This window comes from Frigoribacterium sp. PvP032 (genome assembly GCF_017833035.1).
GTDB lineage: Bacteria > Actinomycetota > Actinomycetes > Actinomycetales > Microbacteriaceae > Frigoribacterium.
The window spans coordinates 2825827-2844539 of sequence record NZ_JAFIBM010000001.1 but is presented as its reverse complement, the minus strand read 5'-3'; the positions used below and the strand labels follow the sequence as shown (position 1 = coordinate 2844539).

General features: G+C 73.7%; 14 protein-coding genes. 8 read left to right on the top strand and 6 right to left on the bottom strand.

From position 1 onward, the window contains the following. Positions 1–75: 75 nt before the first annotated feature. From JOE35_RS13055 to JOE35_RS13030, 6 genes are all read left to right on the top strand, one after another. A complete protein-coding gene (locus tag JOE35_RS13055; protein WP_209561426.1) occupies positions 76–1707 on the top strand; it encodes a long-chain fatty acid--CoA ligase in 1632 nt (543 codons plus the stop codon). A gap of 181 nt (positions 1708–1888) precedes the next feature. Further along, a complete protein-coding gene (locus JOE35_RS16150) occupies positions 1889–2887 on the top strand; it encodes a DMT family transporter (RefSeq protein ID WP_209561425.1) in 999 nt (332 codons plus the stop codon). A gap of 13 nt (positions 2888–2900) precedes the next feature. Beyond that, the gene (locus JOE35_RS13045; RefSeq protein WP_209562068.1) at positions 2901–4556 is read left to right on the top strand and encodes an MmgE/PrpD family protein; all 1656 of its coding nucleotides are present in this window, start codon (positions 2901–2903) and stop codon (positions 4554–4556) included. Beyond that, a complete protein-coding gene (gene prpB / locus JOE35_RS13040; protein WP_209561424.1) occupies positions 4556–5455 on the top strand; it encodes a methylisocitrate lyase in 900 nt (299 codons plus the stop codon). The genes JOE35_RS13045 and prpB overlap by 1 nt, the downstream gene beginning before the upstream one ends. A gap of 112 nt (positions 5456–5567) precedes the next feature. Beyond that, the gene (locus tag JOE35_RS13035) at positions 5568–6758 is read left to right on the top strand and encodes a bifunctional 2-methylcitrate synthase/citrate synthase (protein WP_209561423.1); all 1191 of its coding nucleotides are present in this window, start codon (positions 5568–5570) and stop codon (positions 6756–6758) included. A gap of 9 nt (positions 6759–6767) precedes the next feature. Further along, positions 6768–8816, top strand: coding sequence for a thioredoxin domain-containing protein (locus JOE35_RS13030; protein ID WP_209561422.1), 2049 nt, complete (start codon positions 6768–6770; stop codon positions 8814–8816). Between the two features lie 138 nt (positions 8817–8954). Here the strand turns inward: JOE35_RS13030 and JOE35_RS13025 are convergent, their stop codons facing one another. Then, the gene (locus JOE35_RS13025; protein ID WP_209561421.1) at positions 8955–9830 is read right to left on the bottom strand and encodes a sulfurtransferase; all 876 of its coding nucleotides are present in this window, start codon (positions 9828–9830) and stop codon (positions 8955–8957) included. A 56-nt stretch (positions 9831–9886) separates the two neighbouring features. Next, entirely contained in the window at positions 9887–11035 is a 1149-nt protein-coding gene (locus tag JOE35_RS13020; RefSeq protein ID WP_209561420.1) for an acyltransferase, read from the bottom strand. A 100-nt stretch (positions 11036–11135) separates the two neighbouring features. Between JOE35_RS13020 and JOE35_RS15900 the strand changes: the two genes are divergently transcribed. Continuing rightward, on the top strand, positions 11136–12596 hold the full coding sequence (locus JOE35_RS15900) for a right-handed parallel beta-helix repeat-containing protein (RefSeq protein ID WP_209561419.1): 1461 nt from the start codon (positions 11136–11138) through the stop codon (positions 12594–12596). 7 nt (positions 12597–12603) lie between these two features. On the opposite strand, the gene JOE35_RS13010 is transcribed toward JOE35_RS15900, so the two are convergent. From JOE35_RS13010 to JOE35_RS13000, 3 genes are all read right to left on the bottom strand, one after another. Next, the gene (locus tag JOE35_RS13010; protein WP_209561418.1) at positions 12604–13191 is read right to left on the bottom strand and encodes a CoA-binding protein; all 588 of its coding nucleotides are present in this window, start codon (positions 13189–13191) and stop codon (positions 12604–12606) included. A gap of 1 nt (position 13192) precedes the next feature. Continuing rightward, positions 13193–14485, bottom strand: coding sequence for an O-acetylhomoserine aminocarboxypropyltransferase/cysteine synthase family protein (locus JOE35_RS13005; protein ID WP_209561417.1), 1293 nt, complete (start codon positions 14483–14485; stop codon positions 13193–13195). A 106-nt stretch (positions 14486–14591) separates the two neighbouring features. Next, the gene (locus tag JOE35_RS13000; RefSeq protein ID WP_209561416.1) at positions 14592–16334 is read right to left on the bottom strand and encodes a dolichyl-phosphate-mannose--protein mannosyltransferase; all 1743 of its coding nucleotides are present in this window, start codon (positions 16332–16334) and stop codon (positions 14592–14594) included. A 57-nt stretch (positions 16335–16391) separates the two neighbouring features. On the opposite strand from JOE35_RS13000, the gene rsmI reads away from it, so the two are divergent. After that, positions 16392–17222: a 16S rRNA (cytidine(1402)-2'-O)-methyltransferase gene (gene rsmI / locus JOE35_RS12995; RefSeq protein WP_123548018.1), complete on the top strand. Its 831-nt coding sequence runs from the start codon at positions 16392–16394 to the stop codon at positions 17220–17222. 369 nt (positions 17223–17591) lie between these two features. Here rsmI and JOE35_RS12990 read toward each other — a convergent pair whose 3' ends face one another. After that, positions 17592–18524 (bottom strand): type IV toxin-antitoxin system AbiEi family antitoxin domain-containing protein, encoded by a 933-nt coding sequence (locus tag JOE35_RS12990; protein ID WP_209561415.1) that lies wholly within the window; start codon positions 18522–18524, stop codon positions 17592–17594. Positions 18525–18713: the final 189 nt, after the last annotated feature.

The window sequence follows — 18713 nt, the reverse complement described above, 5'->3', positions numbered from 1 at the left end:
GCCAGCCGGGCTCCCCGTCACGGGACGTATGATCCGACCAGGACCACTCGTCAACGGAGACGGAGCACACCCGGCATGACCTCGAAGACAACAGTCACGAACGCACCCACGGCCAGCCCCACCGGCCACGCGACGGCCTCGGTCGCCGCGATCCTGAGCGAGGCGGCCGCCCGGTACCCGGACGACGTCGCCGTCGTCGTCGGCCCGCAGCGCACCACCTACCGAGAGCTCTGGCAGCAGTCGCTCGCCTACGCCGGGGCCCTCCGCGCCCGCGGCGTCGGCGAGGGCGACCGCGTCGCGATGCTCGTCCCGAACGTCGCCGACTTCGCCCGCGTCTATTACGCGACCCTCGCGCTCGGGGCCGTGGTCGTGCCCGTGCACGCGCTGCTCAAGCGCCACGAGATCGAGTACGTGCTGCGCGACAGCGGGTCGTCGCTGCTCGTCTGCGCGGCGCCGTTGCTGCCCGAGGGAGCGGCCGGGGCGCAGCTGGCGGGAGTCGACGTCGTGACGGTGCTCGCGCCTCCTGCGACGGATGCGGGCACCGCCGTCGTGCCCACGGCGCCCGAACGGCTCGAGGCGCTCGCGGCCGAGGCCGAGCCTCTGACAACCTACGTGCCGCGGCACCCGTTCGACACCGCGACGATCCTCTACACGAGCGGCACCACCGGTCAGCCGAAGGGCGCCGAGGGCTCGCACTTCGCGCTGCTGCAGCAAGTCGACACGAACCTGATGAGCACCTTCGACATGCGCCGCGGCGACGTGCTGCTCGGCGCCCTGCCCCTGTTCCACACCTTCGGGCAGACCTGCACCATGAACACCGGGTTCCGGGCCGGCGCGACGATCGTCATGCTGCCGAAGTTCGACGGCGACGCGGCGCTCGCGGCCATGGTCGAGCACGGCTGCGAGGTCTTCATGGGCGTGCCGACGATGTACATGGCGCTGCTCGACGCCGCGACGCGGTCGGAGGCACGGCCGCCGCTCCGGTACGCGATCTCGGGCGGCGCCTCCTTGCCGCTCGCCGTGCTGGCGAAGTTCGAGCAGGTCTACGGCGCCCCGGTGCACGAGGGCTACGGGCTCACCGAGACGTCGCCGGTCGCGACCTTCAACCACGTCGGCAGGCCCCCGCGGCCAGGCACGATCGGCACCCCGATCTGGGGCGTCGACGTCGAGATCGCCGACTCCTCGGTCGAGGACAGCATCGTGCTGCTGCCGCACGGCGAGATCGGCGAGATCGTCGTCCGCGGCCACAACCTCATGAACGGCTACCTCGACCGCCCAGAGGACACGGCGAAGGCGATCGTCGACGGCTGGTTCCGCACCGGCGACCTCGGCACGAAGGACGACGACGACTACCTCACCGTCGTCGACCGGACCAAGGACATGATCATCCGCAACGGCTACAACGTGTACCCGCGCCAGGTCGAGGAGGTGCTCGCCCAGCACCCCGACGTGACCATGGCCGCCGTGTTCGGCGTGCCGCACGAGACGCACGGCCAGGAGATCGAGGCGGCGGTCGTGCTGCGTGCCGGCGCGACGGTCGCCCCCGAGGAGCTGGTCGCCTTCGTCTCGGACGAGATCGCCGCGTACAAGTTCCCCCGCGTGGTGCACGTCGTCGACGCGCTGCCCCTCGGCCCCAGCGGCAAGGTGCTGAAGCGCGACCTGGTCGCGAGGTTCGGCGTGCAGGAGGCGGCGGTCGCGCCGTCCTGACCGCGCGCGCCCCCGTCGCCCCCGGCGCACTCGGGCACACCCCGCCCAGCGCGTCCGGCTCGCCCTGAATGCTCGCGCCGAATGTCGAGGGCGGGTCCGTGTCGCCGAGGGCGGGTCCGCGGCGACCCGCCCTCTATGACCGCGACCCGCCCTCGAGCGGACGGGTCGGTACGATCGGCGCGTGATCGGCATCGTGCTCGCGGCACTGCTCTGGGGCACCACCGGCACGGCGGCGAGCCTGCTGCCGGCGTCGGTCAGCCCGCTCGCGACGGGCGCGGCGACGATGTGCGTCGGCGGACTGCTGCTCGCGCTGACCGCGCCGAGGCAGGCCGCGGCGGTGCTCCGAGGAGGCGGCGCCTCCTGGCGCTGGATCGTCCCTGGAGCGCTCGCGGTCGTCGCGTACCCGCTCGCGTTCTACTCGTCGATGTCCCTGGCCGGGGTCGCCGTCGGCAACGTCGTCTCGCTCGGGACCGCTCCGCTCTTCGCCGCGCTGCTCGAGCGGCTGCTCGACCCGGCCGGCCGCCGGCGACGCCTCGACCGACGCTGGGCGGCCTCGGCCGGCGCTGCCGTCGTCGGAGTCGCACTGCTCGCGGCGTTCGGGCACGACGAACAGCCCCGCGACGTCGACCCCGGCTTCGTCGCAGGGCCCGGGCAGGCTGCGGCCGCCGGCCTGCAGCCGACGTCGACGTTCCTGGTCGGGGTCGCCCTCGGCCTGCTCGCCGGCCTGGCGTACGCGACGTACACGTACACGGCAGGCCGCCTCCTCGACCTCGGGCACACGGCGCGCGGCTCGATGGCGGCGCAGTTCGGCGTCGGGGCCGTCGTGCTCGTGCCGGTGCTGCTGCTGACGGGCGCCCCGATCGTCGAGACGAGCACCTCCGTCGGGGTGCACCTCTACCTCGCGCTCGGGCCGATGTTCGTCGCGTACCTGCTGTTCGGGGCGGGGCTCCGCACCGTGTCGAGCTCGCGCGCGACGACCGTGACGCTGCTCGAGCCGGTGGTGGCGACCCTGCTCGCCGTGCTCGTCGTGGGGGAGCGGCTCGCCCCGCCCGGCTGGCTCGGCCTCGGGCTCGTGCTCGCCGGGGTCGTGGCCGTCGTCACGGCGCGGCAGCCGCGCCCACCGCAGCCGCCCCCGCCGGGGCCCGAGGGGCCTCGACGGGCGGTCGGCTCCGACGCCTAGGGTGGGTCGGGTGATGCTCAACGAGGTGCACGTCCACCGTTCCGACGACCCGCTCGCGCGGCACGACGAGCTGGCCCATCGGCTGGCCTCCGTCGCGGTCGACCCCGTCGCGGTCGACGACGACGTGGCCGAGATGGTGGTCAACCGCGTCATCGACAACGCGGCCGTCGCCGTCGCGAGCCTCGGCCGGGCGCCCGTCGCCGCGGCCAGGGCACAGGCGGCCGCACGGCTGCAGCACCGCACCCGGCACGCCGGAGCCGGCTCCGGCGTGAGCGGACACGGCGACAGCCCCGCCGACACCGCCGACCGCCCCGACAGCACCCTGCACGCCGCGGGCCCGACCGGCATCGCCAGCTCGGACGCCCGCAGCCCCCGGGCCGGCGCGACCGTCTTCGGCCTCGACCCCGAGCTCCGCGTGCAGCCGGAGTGGGCCGCCTGGGCCAACGGCGTCGCGGTGCGCGAGCTCGACTACCACGACACCTTCCTCGCCGCCGAGTACTCGCACCCCGGCGACAACATCCCTCCCGTGCTCGCCGTCGCGCAGCACGTCGGCGCGGACGGCGAGCAGCTGGTCCGCGGCATCGCGGCCGGCTACGAGCTGCAGATCGACCTCGCCCGCGCGATCAGCCTGCACGCCCACAAGATCGACCACGTCGCGCACCTCGGCCCGAGCGCGGCCGGCGGCATCGCGGCGCTGCTCGGCCTCGACGTCGAGCGGACCGCCCAGGCCATCGCGCAGGCGCTGCACACGACCACGGCCACGAGGCAGTCGCGCAAGGGCCTCATCTCGACCTGGAAGGCCTACGCGCCCGCCTTCGCCGGCAAGCAGGCGATCGAGGCGATCGACCGGGCGCTGCGCGGCCAGACCAGCCCGAGCCCGATCTGGGAGGGGGAGGACGGCGTGATCGCCCGCCTGCTCGACGGACCCGAGGCGCGCTACTCCGTGCCGCTGCCGGGGCCGGGCGAGGCCAAGCGCGCGATCCTCGACAGCTACACGAAGGAGCACTCGGCCGAGTACCAGGCGCAGGCCTGGATCGACCTCGCCCGCCGCCTCGGTCGCGAGCGTCCCGAGCTGCGCGACCCGGCCGCGGTGCACAGCGTCGTCCTGCACACGAGCCACCACACGCACGTCGTGATCGGCTCGGGCGCCGGCGACCCGCAGAAGTACGACCCGACCGCCAGCCGCGAGACGCTCGACCACTCGATCCCCTACATCGTCGCCGTCGCCCTGCAGGACGGCGAGTGGCACCACGAGCGCAGCTACGCGCCCGAGCGCGCGCAGCGTCCCGACACCGTCGAGCTCTGGAGGCGGATCACGACCGCCGAGGACGCCGAGTGGACCCGGCGGTACCACTCCGCCGACCCGGCCGAGAAGGCGTTCGGCGGTCGCATCGAGGTGGAGTTCACCGACGGGTCGCGGCTCGTCGACGAGATCGCCGTGGCCGACGCGCACCCGCTCGGCGCCCGGCCGTTCGTCCGCGAGGACTACGTGCGCAAGTTCCGCACGCTGGCAGAGGGGGTGCTGGCGCAGGAGGAGGTGGAGCGGTTCCTGGGGCTGGCGACGCGCCTCCGGACGCTCGAGGCACACGAGCTCGCCGGGCTGACGCTCACGCCCCTGCCCGGCACGCTCGACCAGGTCGACGCGGCCTCGCCCGACGGGCTGTTCTGATGCTGTACTCGACGACGACCCCGGCCGAGAAGCGCCGACGGCTCCGCGAGGCGCTCGTGGGCGACCGGCTCGTGCGCCTGCCCGGCGCCTTCAACCCGCTGAGCGCTCGGCTGATCGAGCGGAAGGGGTTCGAGGGCGTCTACGTCTCGGGCGCTGTCGTCGCGGCCGACCTCGGGCTGCCCGACATCGGGCTCACGACGCTGACCGAGGTCGCGACCCGGGCCGGCCAGATCGCCCGGATGACCGACCTGCCGACGCTCGTCGATGCCGACACGGGCTTCGGCGAGCCGATGAACGTCGCCCGTACGGTGCAGACGATGGAGGACGCGGGGCTCGCCGGCCTGCACGTCGAGGACCAGGTCAACCCGAAGCGCTGCGGGCACCTCGACGGCAAGCAGGTCGTCGGCCTCGACACGGCCGTGAAGCGCGTCCGCGCCGCTGTCGAGGGCCGCCGCGACCCCGACTTCCTCGTGATGGCCCGCACCGACGTCCGCGCGGTCGAGGGTCTCGACGTGGCCGTCGACCGGGCGAAGGCGCTCGTCGACGCGGGTGCCGACGCGATCTTCCCGGAGGCGCTGACCGGCCTGGCCGAGTTCGAGGCCGTCGCCGAGGCGGTCGGCGTGCCGGTCCTCGCCAACATGACCGAGTTCGGCAAGGGCGAGCTGCACACGACCGAGCAGCTGCTCGGCGCCGGGGTGCGGATGGTCATCTGGCCGGTGACGCTGCTGCGGCTCGCCATGGGCGAGGCCGGACGGGGCCTCGACGAGCTCGCCGCGACCGGGACCCAGGCGCGCCTCCTCGACAGGATGCAGCACCGCGCCGATCTCTACGACCTCGTCGACTACGAGGGCTACTCTGCCTTCGACGGCGGCGTGTTCGACTTCACGGTCGAGCGCTGAGCAGCAGCACGACCAGCAGCTCGACCCGCACCACCCGCACCACCAGCACCACCCGCACCACCTGCCGGCACCGCCGCCGGCCCACATCGCCTCACCTCACGAAGGAGTGACCATGAGCGACACCCTCACCGCACCTCCCGCACCCGAGCTGCACAAGGGCCTGGCCGGCGTCGTCGTCGACCGCACCGCGGTCTCGTCGGTCGACGCGGCCAGCAACTCCCTGCTCTACCGCGGGTACCCGGTGCAGCAGCTCGCCGCCTCGTGCGAGATCGAGGACGTCGCGTACCTCCTGCTGCACGGCGAGCTGCCGACGCCCGAGCAGCGGTCCGCGTTCGACGCCGAGCTGCGGGCGGCGCGCCCCCTCGCGCCGGGGCTGCAGCACGTCATCGACCTGATCCCCACGTCGGCGCACCCTATGGACGTCGTCCGCACCGCGATCAGCGCCCTCGGCGCCGCCGGGCCCGAGCCGAGCAGCGCCCCCGGCGAGCACGACCCCGCCGACACCCGTCGCCTCGCCACGCGGCTGTTCGGTGCCCTGCCCGCCGTGATCGCGTACGACCAGCGGAGGAGGCGCGACCTGCCTCCCGTACAGCCTCGCGACGACCTCGGCTACAGCGCCGACTTCCTCCGGCAGGTGTTCGGGCGCGAGGCCGACGAGCTCGACGTCCGGGCGTTCGACACGTCGATGGTGCTCTACGCCGAGCACTCGTTCAACGCGTCGACGTTCACGGCTCGTGTCGTCGCGTCGACGCTGAGCGACCTGCACTCGTCGATCGTCGCCGCGGTCGGCGCCCTCAAGGGCCCGCTGCACGGCGGGGCCAACGAGGCGGCGCTCGAGCTGCTCGTCCGCGTCGCCGACGAGGGCGGGGCCGACGGGGCCGCCGCCTGGCTCGACGGCGCCTTCTCGCGTCGGGAGAAGATCATGGGCTTCGGGCACCGCGTCTACAAGAACGGCGACAGCCGGGTGCCGACCATGGAGGAGGCGCTGGCCGGCCTCGTCGACCGGGCCCGCGCCTCCGGCGACGCCCGGGTCGACCAGCTCGCCGCCGTCTACGACGCGCTGGCCGCGGGGGTGCTCGAGCGCAAGGGACTGAAGCCGAACGTCGACTGGCCGTCGGGCTTCGCCTACCACCTGATGGGATTCGACACGGCGGTGTTCACGCCGCTGTTCGTCGCGTCGCGGGTGCTCGGCTGGAGCGCCCACGTGATCGAGCAGCGCGAGGCCAACTCGATGATCCGGCCGCTGTCGCACTACGACGGCCCCGCGCTGCGCGACGTGCCGGGCGCCGACGCACGCGCCTAGCGTGGAGGCATGACGAACCGACTCGCCGACGCCGTCAGCCCGTACCTGCGCTCGCACGCCGGCAACCCCGTCGACTGGTGGGCGTGGGGCCCCGAGGCCTTCGCCGAGGCGGCCCGCAGAGACGTGCCCGTGCTCGTCTCGATCGGCTACTCGACCTGCCACTGGTGCCATGTGATGGCCCGTGAGAGCTTCAGCGATCCCGACCTCGCCGCGCACCTGAACGAGCACTTCGTCGCGATCAAGGTCGACCGGGAGGAGCACCCCGACGTCGACTCCAGCTACCTCGCCGCCGCCTCCGCCTTCACCCCGCAGCTCGGCTGGCCGCTCACCGTCTTCACCACGCCCGCCGGGCAGGCCTTCTTCGCGGGGACCTACTTCCCGCCGCAGCCCGTCCAGGACCACCCGGCGTTCCGGCAGGTGCTCGACGCCGTCACCGAGGCGTGGACGAGCCGCCGCGGCGAGGTGGACGCGACCGCTCGAGGGGTGGCGGCTGCGCTGGCGGCCCAGCCGGCGCCTCCTGCCGGCGGCTCGGTCGAGCTGCCGACCGCCGCCGCCCTCTCGCACGCGGCGGCCCGCGTCGCCGCCGCCGAGGACGTCGAGCACGGCGGGTTCGGCGGCGCCCCGAAGTTCCCCGTCGCGCCGGCCCAGCTGGCACTGCTCGGGCTCGGCACCGGGGGAGACCGTCCGTCGCTCGCCCTCGCCTCCCGCACCCTGCGACGCATGGCCGCGTCCCCGCTGCGCGACCCGGTCGAGGGCGGCTTCTTCCGCTACTCGACCCGGCGCGACTGGGGCGATCCCCACTACGAACGGATGCTCTACGACAACGCCCTGCTGCTCACCGCGTACTCGCGGCTGGCCCTGCTCGAGCCGGCCGAGCCGCGGCACGTCGACTCGGTCGAGGGCGAAGGAGGCGCGGGTCGCGCCCCTGCGACCACGCCCGCGCCGCTCGGGGTCGCGGCCGGCATCGCGGAGTTCCTGCTCGCGCGTCTCCGCACGCCGCGCGGCGCCTTCGGGTCGGCTCAGGACTCGGAGAGCACGATCGACGGTCGCCGGGTCGAGGGCGGGTACTACGCCCTCGACGCTGCCGAGCGCGCGCGGCACGAGGCTCCGCCGGTCGACGACAAGGTGCTCACGGGCTGGAACGGGCTCGCGATCGCGGCGCTCGCCGAGGCCGGGGCACGGCACGACCGCCCGGACTGGGTGGCCGCGGCACGCAGGGCCGCGGACGTCCTGCTCGACGATCACGTGACCCCGGACGGTCGGCTGCTGCGCGCCTCCTCGTCGACCGGGGTGTCGGAGGCGGTCGCCACGCTCGAGGACCACGGCATGTTCGCCGAGGGCCTGCTGCAGCTGACGCTCGCCACCGGCCTGCCCCGGTACGCCGTGGCCGCGCGGTCGCTGATGGAGGCGTGCGTCACCGACGACGACACGGCCGCGCCCTTCGCGGCGCCGGCGGGAGCGGATCCCGTGCTGCGGGCGCAGGGGACGGCGCTCGCCGCCGACCCGTCAGAGGGCGCCTACCCGTCCGGGGTCGCAGCGGCGGCTGCCGCGGCGCTGACGCTCCACCGGCTCACCGGTGATGCCCGCTGGCGTCGAGCCGCCGAGCGGGCCGTCGGCCCGGCCGCCGACGCGGCGCTCGACTCGCCCGTCGCGTACGGGACGACGTTCTCGCTGCTCGCGGAGCTCGCCGCGCCGTCCACGCAGCTGCTCGTCGTCGAGCCGTCGGTGATCTCACCGGCCGTCGTCGCCCAGGTCGAGGGCGAGCTCTCGGCTGCGTCTGCGCCCGCTGCTCCGGCCGTCCCGGCGGCCGCCGTCGACCTCGGTGCGCGGGCTCGGCGGACCCTCGGGCCCGGCGTGCTCGTGGGCGTCGTCGACGAGGACTCCGCCGTGGCGCTGGCGGACGCTGGCTTCGAGCTCTTCGCGGGGCGCACCGCCGTGCAGGGCCACGCGACCGCGTACCTCTGCCACGACTTCGTCTGCCGACTTCCCGTCACGGGCGTCGAGGAACTCGACCGCGACCTCGCCGAGCAGGCTCGTCCGCAGGCCCTGGACGGCTGACCTCGTCGAGGGCGGGTCGCCCGGCTCGAGGGCGGGTTCCGCGCGACCCGCCCTCGACCCGGGGGACCCGCCCTCGACCGCCCTCGACCGCCCTCGACCGGCGGCGGCGGCGACGACCGCGTCGCGCCTCGCCGAAGGTCAGGCCGCGAGCGCCTCGAGCGGGGCGTCGTCGTCGCCCGTCCACTCGTCGAGCGAGCCGTCGTACAGGGCGACGTCGTCGTGCCCCACGAGCACCAGCGCGAGGGCGTCCGCGCTGGCCGCGATGCCCTGGCCGCAGTAGACGACGACCTTCTCGGCCTCGAGCACCGGCGCGAACGCCGCCTCGAGCTGCTCGGTCTCGGCGAAGTGCAGGTCGTGGCCGACGAGCTCGGTCGACGGCACGTTGACGCTGCCGGGGATGTGGCCCAGCCGGGGACGCGCGCCCGCGACGCCGTCGAACTCGGCCCGGGGTGAGCCGCAGACGAGTGCCGCCCGCTCGTCGCCGCGGACCACGGCCTCGACGTAGGGCTTGTCGACCCACAGCCCCGGTCGCTCCTGCGCGACGAACACGGACGGCTCGGGCTCGACGGCTCCGACGTCGACGGGACGCCCCTCGGCAGCCCAGGCGGAGAAGCCCCCGTCGAGGACGGCCGCGTCGTCGTGGCCGGCCGCGCGCAGCAGCCACCAGAGCCGGGCAGCCCACGGGCCGCCCGACGAGTCGTAGGCGACGACCGTCGTGCCGGCGGCGATGCCCAGGGCGCCGGCGGCCTCGGCGAAGCGCTCGACGTCGGGCCGGGTGAACGGGAGTGCCGCCCGGTCGTCGCTGAGGTCGTGGATGAGGTCGCCGAACACGGCCCCGGGGACGTGCCCCTGCTCGAGGTACTCGCCGCGGCCCGTCGTGAACCGACCGGTCGCCGCCCCCTCGCTGTCGCGGACGGGGAGCACCGAGACGTCGACCACGACCATGTCGTCGGCACCGAGGTGGTCGGCCACCCACTGGCTGGAGACGAGGGGGGAGGTGATCACGGGGGACATGCGGGCCACGGTAGCGGGTGCCCCCGTCATCGCTCCCGGGACGCGTTCACGGGGCGTCACGCGACGGGTCGCGCGTCGACGGGGCCGGGAGCCGGACCCGGCCGGTCGACGTCGTCCGTCCGCCCCCGCAGGCTGACCTGCTTGCGGGCCAGGAAGCGGCGTTCGACGAGTCGCCAGGACACGGCCCCGCAGGCGAGGCTGACGACGAGGACGGCGACGAGCGCGAGTCCCGACCCCCGGGCTCCCCACCACAGGGCGAGGTTCAGGACGACGGAGTGCCAGAGGTACGTGCCGAAGCTCCAGTCGCCGAGCGTCGCGGTCACGCGCCCCAGGAACGCGGGGAGCCTCACGCCGGCCCAGAGCACGAGGTAGCCGATCGGGAGAGCGCAGAGCAGCGGCTTGAACGTGTGCTGCGACCAGGCGAGCACGCCGGTGTCGGGCCCGTGGTCCTGATAGGTGCGCAGGCCCACGTGGGCCGCCAGGGCGACGAGTGCGATCCACCAGCGCAGGGGCACGGCGGACCCGACACGGGCGAGGACCATGCCCGTCGTGAAGTAGGCGGCCCGCTCGAGGAACAGGTGGTGGAAGACCTCGTGCACGAGGGGCCCGCCCTGGTTCGTGACGAAGGCGCCGACGACGCTCACGACCACCATCGCGCCGATCATGCGCCAGAAGCCGAACCGGCGTGCAGCCAGCACGAGGAACGGCACCAGCAGGTAGAAGCTCATCTCGGCGGGGACCGTGTAGAGCGGGCCGTTCATCGAGCCGCTGCCGATGTGCGACCAGATCGAGGGGTCGTAGTTGGGCACGAGCAGGGCGGCTGCGCCGAGCCACACGACGAGCTCGGGCGACAGGAGCGTCGACGGGGAGGCGGCGCCGACGGCGACGAGGACGAGGGGCGTGGCCACGGCGAACGCCGCGATCGCGGGGGCGACGCGGAGCCACCTGTTCCGGGCGTAGGTGCGCCAGGAGCCTGTCCGCGACCAGGTCGAGACGGCCGACGCGTAGACGAACATGCCCGTCAACGTGAAGAACACCATGATCGGCTCGGCGTACTCGACGCCGCCCCAGAGCACCTCGACCCCGAGGGCCGAGCTCGCGTGCAGGACCACCACCGCGATCGCGGCGAACCACCGGAGCGAGTCGAAGGCCCCGCCACGGGCCAGCCGGAGGGTCAGCGGGGAGGTCGGCTGCCTGGATGTCATGTGTCGAATATGGACCACGGCAACGTGTCGTGTCTACATGCCTTGGTCTCTTTGGCTACATGCCACAGCATGCAGGCATGTATGCACTACGGTCGACGGCGTGACCCTCGATGCCTCGTCCGGTGCCCCCCGCGCAGCCGTCCCCGCCGACACGCCGCAGGGCCCGACTCGCCGCGGTCTCCTCGGCGCGCTCGCGGCGGCGGGCGCCGCGGCCGCCGCTGCCGGCCTCGCCGACGCCGTGCTCCCGGCCGGTCCCGCCTCCGCCTCCCCGCCGGCCCCCGACGCGGCGCCCGGCCGCACCTTCCACGTGCACCCGTCCGGCTCCGACGACGCGGACGGTCTCTCGCCGACACGACCGTGGCGGTCGCTGGCCAGGCTCAACCTCGCCTTCGCCGAGCAGCAGGTGCGGCACGGCGACACCGTCCTGCTCGCGCGGGGCCGCGTCCACCCCGGAGTGCTCCGCCCGCGGGAGCCTGCCCAGGGTGACGACCGCCTCCTCACGATCGCTGCCTACGGCACGGGCAGCGCACCGCGTGTGTCGGCCTTCAAGACCCCGACGGCCGCCGGCTGGCGCGAGACGGCCCCCGGCTCGGGGCGGTGGCAGGTCGACCTGGCCGCCACGGGGGCAGGCAGCGACTGGCTCGGGGACGCGTCGTCGTCCACGGCGAACGTGGGCTTCCTCAAGGTGAACGACGAGATCCGTGCCTACCGACGGGGGTCCGTGGCCGACCTGCGCGGCCAGTGGGAGTTCGCGTCCCCCGCGGGGTCGACGGTGCTCACGGTCCGCAGCGACGCGCGACCGGACACCCTCGGCAGCGTCCAGGCGGCCGTCGACGACCCCCTGGTGCTGGGCGTCTCCCAGCTCGTGCTGCGCGGCCTGCACCTCGTGGGCACCGGCTCCCACGGCTACGACGACGGCCCCGGGGTGCACGACGTGCTGATCGAGCACTGCACCGTGAGCCACGTCGGAGGCTCAGAGCTGCCGGGGGCCGGCCGCTACGGCAACGGCGTGCAGATCTGGCAGGCCGGCCAGCGGGTCACGGTGCGTCGGTGCGTGATCACCGACTGCTGGGACACCGCGACGACCGTGCAGGGCTGGGACGGCCCGTGGTCCGCGATCGTCTTCGAGCAGAACGTCGTGCTGCGGTGCACGCAGGCGTTCGAGGTGTGGACGCGGGGAGGGCCGGCGTCGCCCGGCGTGCTCGACTGCCGTTTCGTCGACAACGTCTGCCACGACGTGGGCCTGGGGTGGGGCGCGCGTGCCCAGCAGGTCGGCCGCGGCAGCCACGTGGTCTTCTACGAGCTCGAGACGCCCGTCTCGATCGAGGTGACGGGCAATGTGTTCGGGTCGAGCCGCGACGCCGTCTACTACGTCGGCGCAGGGGCGGGCGCGACCGCGGTCCTGCCGTCCGGGCTGTCCTCGCACGACAACGTCGTGGTGCAGCCGCGGGGCCGTCCGATCGTGTGGGACGGCCCGTGGACCGTCCAGCGGTCAGAGTCGTTCAGCACCGGCCCGGGGCGGGAGGCCGACTCCACCTTCGTGGTGGGCGACCCGCGGTGACCCGGGCTCAGCGTCCCGATCGCCGCGACGAGATGACGCCCGTGTCGAAGCCCATCAGGTTGAGGCCTCCGTTGAACCGGGCGTGCTCGACCTTGATGCAGCGGTCCATCACGACGGTGAGGCCCTGGGCCTCGGCGTAGCGGGCCGCGTCCTCGTTCCAGATGCCGAGCTGCACCCAGATCGTCCGGGCCCCGCTCGCCAGCACGTCGTCGACCACCGACGGGATGTCGCTCGCCTTGCGGAACACGTCGACGATGTCGGGCACCTCGGGCAGCGACGCCAGGTCGGGGTACGCCTTCTCGCCGAGGATGACGTCGGCCCGCGGGTTCACGAAGTAGACGCGCAGGTCGCTCGACTGCTGCAGGTAGGTGCCGACGAAGTAGGAGGAGCGGGTCGAGTTCGGCGAGGCGCCCACGATCGCGACGCTCTTCGCCGAGCGCAGGATGGCCTGCCGGGCTCGGGCGTCCGGCCCGACCCAGGTGCGCTGCGACTTCAGCAGCTTCGCGAGCGGGGAGCTCGACGGCAGCTCGCAGGTGCGCCCGTTGGCGAGCTGCGTCGTGACCGTGTCGCCGTCCGTGCCGGTGCTGGTGCTCATGTCACGCCTCCTTCGTCGCGGCGCTGAGCGCCTGGTCGAGGTCGTCGATGATGTCGGCGGCGTCCTCGATGCCGACGCTGATCCGGACCGAGCCCGGCAGCACGCCGGCATCGACGAGCTGCTGCTCGCTGAGCTGGGCATGCGTCGTCGACCCGGGGTGGATGACGAGGGTCTTCGCGTCGCCGATGTTGGCCAGGTGGCTGGCGAGCTCGACCGACTCGATGAAGGTCTTGCCTGCGGCGCGCCCGCCGGCCAGCTCGAAGGTGAAGACCGAGCCGGGGCCCTCCGGCAGGTACTTCCCCGCGCGCTCGTGGTGCGGGTGCTCGGGCAGGCCGGCCCAGCGGACGCGCTCGATGCGCGGGTCGGCGTCGAGCCACTCGGCGACCTCGCGCGCGTTCTCGACGTGGGCGCGCATCCGGAACGGCAGCGTCTCGACGCCTTGTGCGAGCAGGAAGGCGGAGTGAGGAGCCAGCGCGGGCCCGATGTCGCGCAGCTGCTCGGCCCGCAGTCGTGTGAGGAACGCGTACTCGCCGAAGTTGCCGGACCAGTTCAGCCCGCCGTAGCTCGGCACGGGCTGGTCGAAGAGCGGGAACCGCTCGCTGTCCCAGCCGAAGCGCCCCGACTCGACGACGACGCCGCCGAGCGTGGTGCCGTGCCCGCCGAGGAACTTCGTCGCCGAGTGGATCACCACGTCGGCGCCCCACTCGATCGGACGGTTCAGGTACGGGGTCGCGATGGTCGAGTCGACGATCAGCGGGATGCCGGCGGCGTGGGCGACCTCGGCGAGGCCCTCGAGGTCGGCGATCTCGCCCGAGGGGTTCGCGACGGTCTCGACGAAGAGCAGCTTGGTCGCGGGAGTGATCGCCGCCGCGTAGTCGGCGGGCTCGCTCGACTGCACGAAGGTCGTCTCGACGCCGAAGCGCCGCAGGGTGACGTCGAGCTGCGTCACCGAGCCGCCGTAGAGGGCGGCGCTCGCGACGATGTGGTCGCCCGCGCCGGCCAGCGAGGCGAAGGTGATGAACTGCGCGCTCAGCCCGCTCGAGGTCGCGACGGCGCCCAGGCCGCCCTCGAGGCTCGCGACGCGCTCCTCGAAGGAGGCGGTGGTCGGGTTGGCGAGACGGCTGTAGATGTTCCCGTACTTCTGCAGCGCGAACCGCGCCGCCGCGTCTTCTGTGTCGTCGAACACGAAGGCGCTCGACTGGTAGATCGGGAGCGCACGCGCACCGGTCGCCGAGTCGGGGACGTTGCCCGCGTGGATCGCACGCGTGCGGAAGCCGTAGTCACGATCTGCCATGCGGCCACGCTAGCCGCTGGGCGTCACAGGACGCCTCGTGACGTAACGCGACTACACAGAGCGAGCAGCGCCTCCTCGACGGGGGAGGGACGACCAGGGGGCGACGCTACTTCCAGCTGGGGATCCAGTAGTGCAGCCGGATGAAGTCCCAGTCCTCGAGCTGCGCTGTCCAGAGCGGGTAGAAGAACATGGTGACGGCGATCGAGACGACGACCACGATGCCCGTGACGACGATGCCGCTCAGCCGCCGGTCGGGATGGTCGGTGCGGCGGCCGAGGACGATGCCGAGCACCCCGGCCAGCCCGAGCAGCAGGTAGGGCTCGAAGGCGATCGTGTAGAACTGGAAGACCGTGCGGCCCGAGAACGCCAGCCAGGGCAGGTAGCCCGCCGCGATCCCGACCAGCACGGCCCCGACCTCCCACTCGCGGCGGCGGACGAGGCGGTACACGAGGTACGCGCAGGCCGCGACGGCCGCGTACCAGATGAACGGGTTCGCGATCGAGGTGATCGCCATCCCGCAGCGGGCGACCTCGCAGGCGCCCTGCCCCTGGTCGAGCCCCTGGTAGTACATGCTCGTGGGCCGCAGCATCAGCAGCCAGCCGAACGGGTTCGCCTCGTACGAGTGCGGTGTCTGCAGGCCGACGTTGAACGCGTAGACGCCGGCCTCGTAGTGCCACCAGTTCTGCACCGTGTCGGGGACCCAGGCGAGGGCGCCCGACCAGCGTTCGCCTCCTTCGGTCACCCAGTTGCGGTAGTAGCCGCCGTCGGTGACGAACCAGCCCGTCCAGCTCGCGACGTAGGCGACGGCAGCGATCGGGACGGTGAGCAGGAAGCTGACCGGCGCCTGGCGGAACAACGTGCCAGAGAGCCAGAACTCGACGCCCGCCCGACGGCGCGCGAGCACGTCGACGACGACCGTGTAGACGGCGAAGACGGCGAGGAAGTAGAGGCCGTTCCACTTCACGCCCGTCGCGAGGCCGCACATCAGCCCGGCCGTCGCCAGCCAGGGGCGGCCCCAGAGCGACGGGCCCCAGGCGGTGTCGCGACCGGCGGCGCGCCTCCTCAAGAGCCAGGCGTCGAGCGCTCTCGCGCTCTGCCGTCGGTCGAGCAGCACGGCCCCGAAGGCGAGCAGCCCGAACAGCATCACGAAGTTGTCGAGCAGCGCGACACGCGACATGACGATCGCGTGCCCGTCGATCGCCATGAAGAAGCCGGCCAGCGTGCCGACCAGGGTCGAGCGCGACAGGTAGGTGCCGATCACGGCGACGAGCGCCACCGCGACGATGCCCGCGACTGCCGTGCTGATCCGCCAGCCGGCCGGGTCGTCGGGCCCCAGCGCCCACATCCCGAGGCCGATCAGCCACTTGCCGAGCGGGGGGTGGGCCACGAAGGAGGGGGCGGCCAGGTAGCCGTCCGCGCCGCCGGCCGCGAAGGCGGCGTCGTAGTCGCTCGGCCACGAGCCCTCGTATCCGAGGTTCCAGAGGCTCCAGGCGTCCTTGACGTAGTAGGTCTCGTCGAAGACGAGGGTGCCGGGGCGGCCCAAGTCCCAGAGACGGAGCGCCGCCGCGAGCAGGGTGACGACCAGCGGGCCGCCCCAGGCCCAGGCGCGGCGCCGGGCCGGAGTGGAGAGGAGGCGGCCCCACCACCTGTCGACGCGGAGGAGCGGGCGGGGCGCTGCGGGGGCCGGCGCGGGCTCGGGGTGCTCGGTGTGCTCGCTGCGCTCGGCCTGCTCGGCCTGCTCGGCCTGCTCGGTCTGTCCGGTCTGTCCGATCTGTCCGGTCTGTCCGGTCTGTCCGGTGGTCGCAGTGTCGACCAGGGCGTCGAACTCCCGATCGCCCTGGCTGCTCATCCGGCCATCGTATTCGGCCCGTCGTCGGCGACGGCCCGGCCAGGGGAGAATGGGCCGATGATCGTCCTCGCCGCCACCCCCATCGGAAACCTGGGCGACGCCTCCCGCCGGCTGGTCGAGGCGCTGACGAACGCGGAGGTCGTCGCGGCGGAGGACACCCGCACCGCCATCCACCTGATGCGGGCCCTCGGCGTCGAGAACCGGCCCCGCCTCATCGCCCTGCACGAGCACAACGAGCGCGAGAAGGCGGCGGAGCTCGTCGAGCTGGCCCGCACGGCCGACCTGATCGTCCTCACCGACGCCGGCATGCCCGCCATCAGCGACCCGGGCTTCCCCCTCGTCGAGGCGGCAGCGGCTGCGGGCGTCACGGTCACGGCGATCCCCGGCCCCTCCGCCGTGCTCACGGCGCTCGCCGTGTCGGGCCTCCCCACCGACCGTTTCAGCTTCGAGGGGTTCCTGCCGCGCAAGCAGGGCGACCGCCTCCGCGTGCTCGGGGCCCTGGCCGACGAGCGCCGCACGATGGTCTTCTTCGAGTCGCCGCACCGGCTCGGCGACTCGCTCGGCGACGTCGTCACGGCACTCGGCGCCGACCGTCGCGTCGTCGTCTGCCGCGAGCTGACCAAGCTGCACGAGGAGGTGCGGCGCGGCTCCGCCTCCGAGCTCGCCTCCTGGGCCGCCGAGGGCGTGCGCGGCGAGATCTGCGTCGTGGTCGAGGGCGCCCCCGAGCGCGAGTTCGACCTGGCGGCGGGCCTCGCGCAGGTGCAGGCCCTCGTCGCCGACGGGGCCCGGCTCAAGGAGGCCTCGACCGACGTGGCGGCCGCCACCGGCCTCTCCCGACGCGACCTCTACCAGGCGGCCCTCGCGGCCAAGGCCCCCCGCCCCTCCTGACCCCTGCCCCTGGCTGGACAGCATCTCTGCTCCTGGCTGCCATGTCGGCGGGTTCCCGTGGCCCGTGGCGGGTCAGGGCCCGCCCGCCGTCGGCTTCGGGAACCCGCCGACTCCGGCTGTAGCCCGCCGTCGGCGACTACGACCCGCCGACTTCATGAGCACGTCGTGCTGCCGAGTCCTCGAGAGGCGGCGGGCTGCCGTGGCCCGTGGCGGGTCAGGGCCCGCCCGCCGTCGGATTCGGGAACCCGCCGACTCCAGCTGCAGCCCGCCGTCGGCTTCGGGAACCCGCCGACTTCGGGCGTGCACTGCACGGACGCGGACCCGGACCCGGACCCGGCCCCGGACCCGGACGTGGAGGAGGCCGGTGCCTCAGAGCGTGCGGCGTACGCCTGTGCCCCGCATCATGGCCTCGAACTGGGAGCGGCTCCAGGCCCGGTCCCACGTCGGACGGCGGAAGTCGAAGCCCTGCTCGCGGAGGTCGTCCTCACGGACCTTGTCCTTCCAGTGCTCGTCCCCGGTCATGAGCTGCGCGGTCGGCCCGTACTTGTACCGGCCGTCTGCCTCGACGATGAGGCCCGGCCCCGCCCTCCGCGTGCGCCCTCGCCACAGGCAGTCCACGAACGCCCGCCGTCCGCCGAGCAGCGGGAGCGGGGCTTGCTGCTCGGGCCGTTCCCACCCGCCCTCGAAGCACCGCACCTGCACCAGTGACTCCAGCGGGGACTCCGAGCCGGCGGTGGCCACCCCGAGCGCGGCGAGGGCCCTCTTGGAACCAGGGTGCCGCCTCCTCGGCTCGAGTTCGGCCTCGACCGCCTCGAGCGTCGTCGTCCCGTGGAACAACGCGTGGTCGAGCATGGCGACCGAGACGACGAGCGGATGTGCCAGCGCGACGTCGGCGAGGGTCCGCTCGAGCGAGGTGAGGCAGAAGTCGCCGAGCTCGACGGGCTCGCACAGCACCGCCGACCGGTGTGCAGCGATGCTCGTCTCCGACCGGCCGCCGCCGACGTCCGACCGCAGCGAGTCGAGCCGTCGGGGCAGGCCGCCGACGACGGGGAGTCCGTGCAGCACGGCCGCGGACCGGTGGCTGATCAGCAGCTCGCCGGGCCGGGTCGCCACGATGCCGCGGGCCACGGCGACGAACCTGTCCCTGTCGCCCAGCTCGCCCCAGGCCGTCCGTTCCGCGTAGGCGCCCGGCGACACCCGGATCAGTTCTCCACGAGCGGTCAGCCTCGACAGCGCAGAGCTGTCGACCCCGCGCCGGGCGAGCTGACGCGAGGTCGCGATGACGAGATCGGAGGAGTCCACGGTGCGATCGTGGCGGCCGGCGCGACGCGACGCGCGGCCCCGGCAGGGCAGCTGTGCACGATCCGCGCGACGGCAGGCATGGGGAGAAGCGATGCGGAAAGGAGGTGCGGCGGGTTCCCGCTGTGCCCGGCGGGTCAGCGCGGACCCGCCGCGGGCGACAGGAACCCGCCGAACCCAGAGAGGGGACGG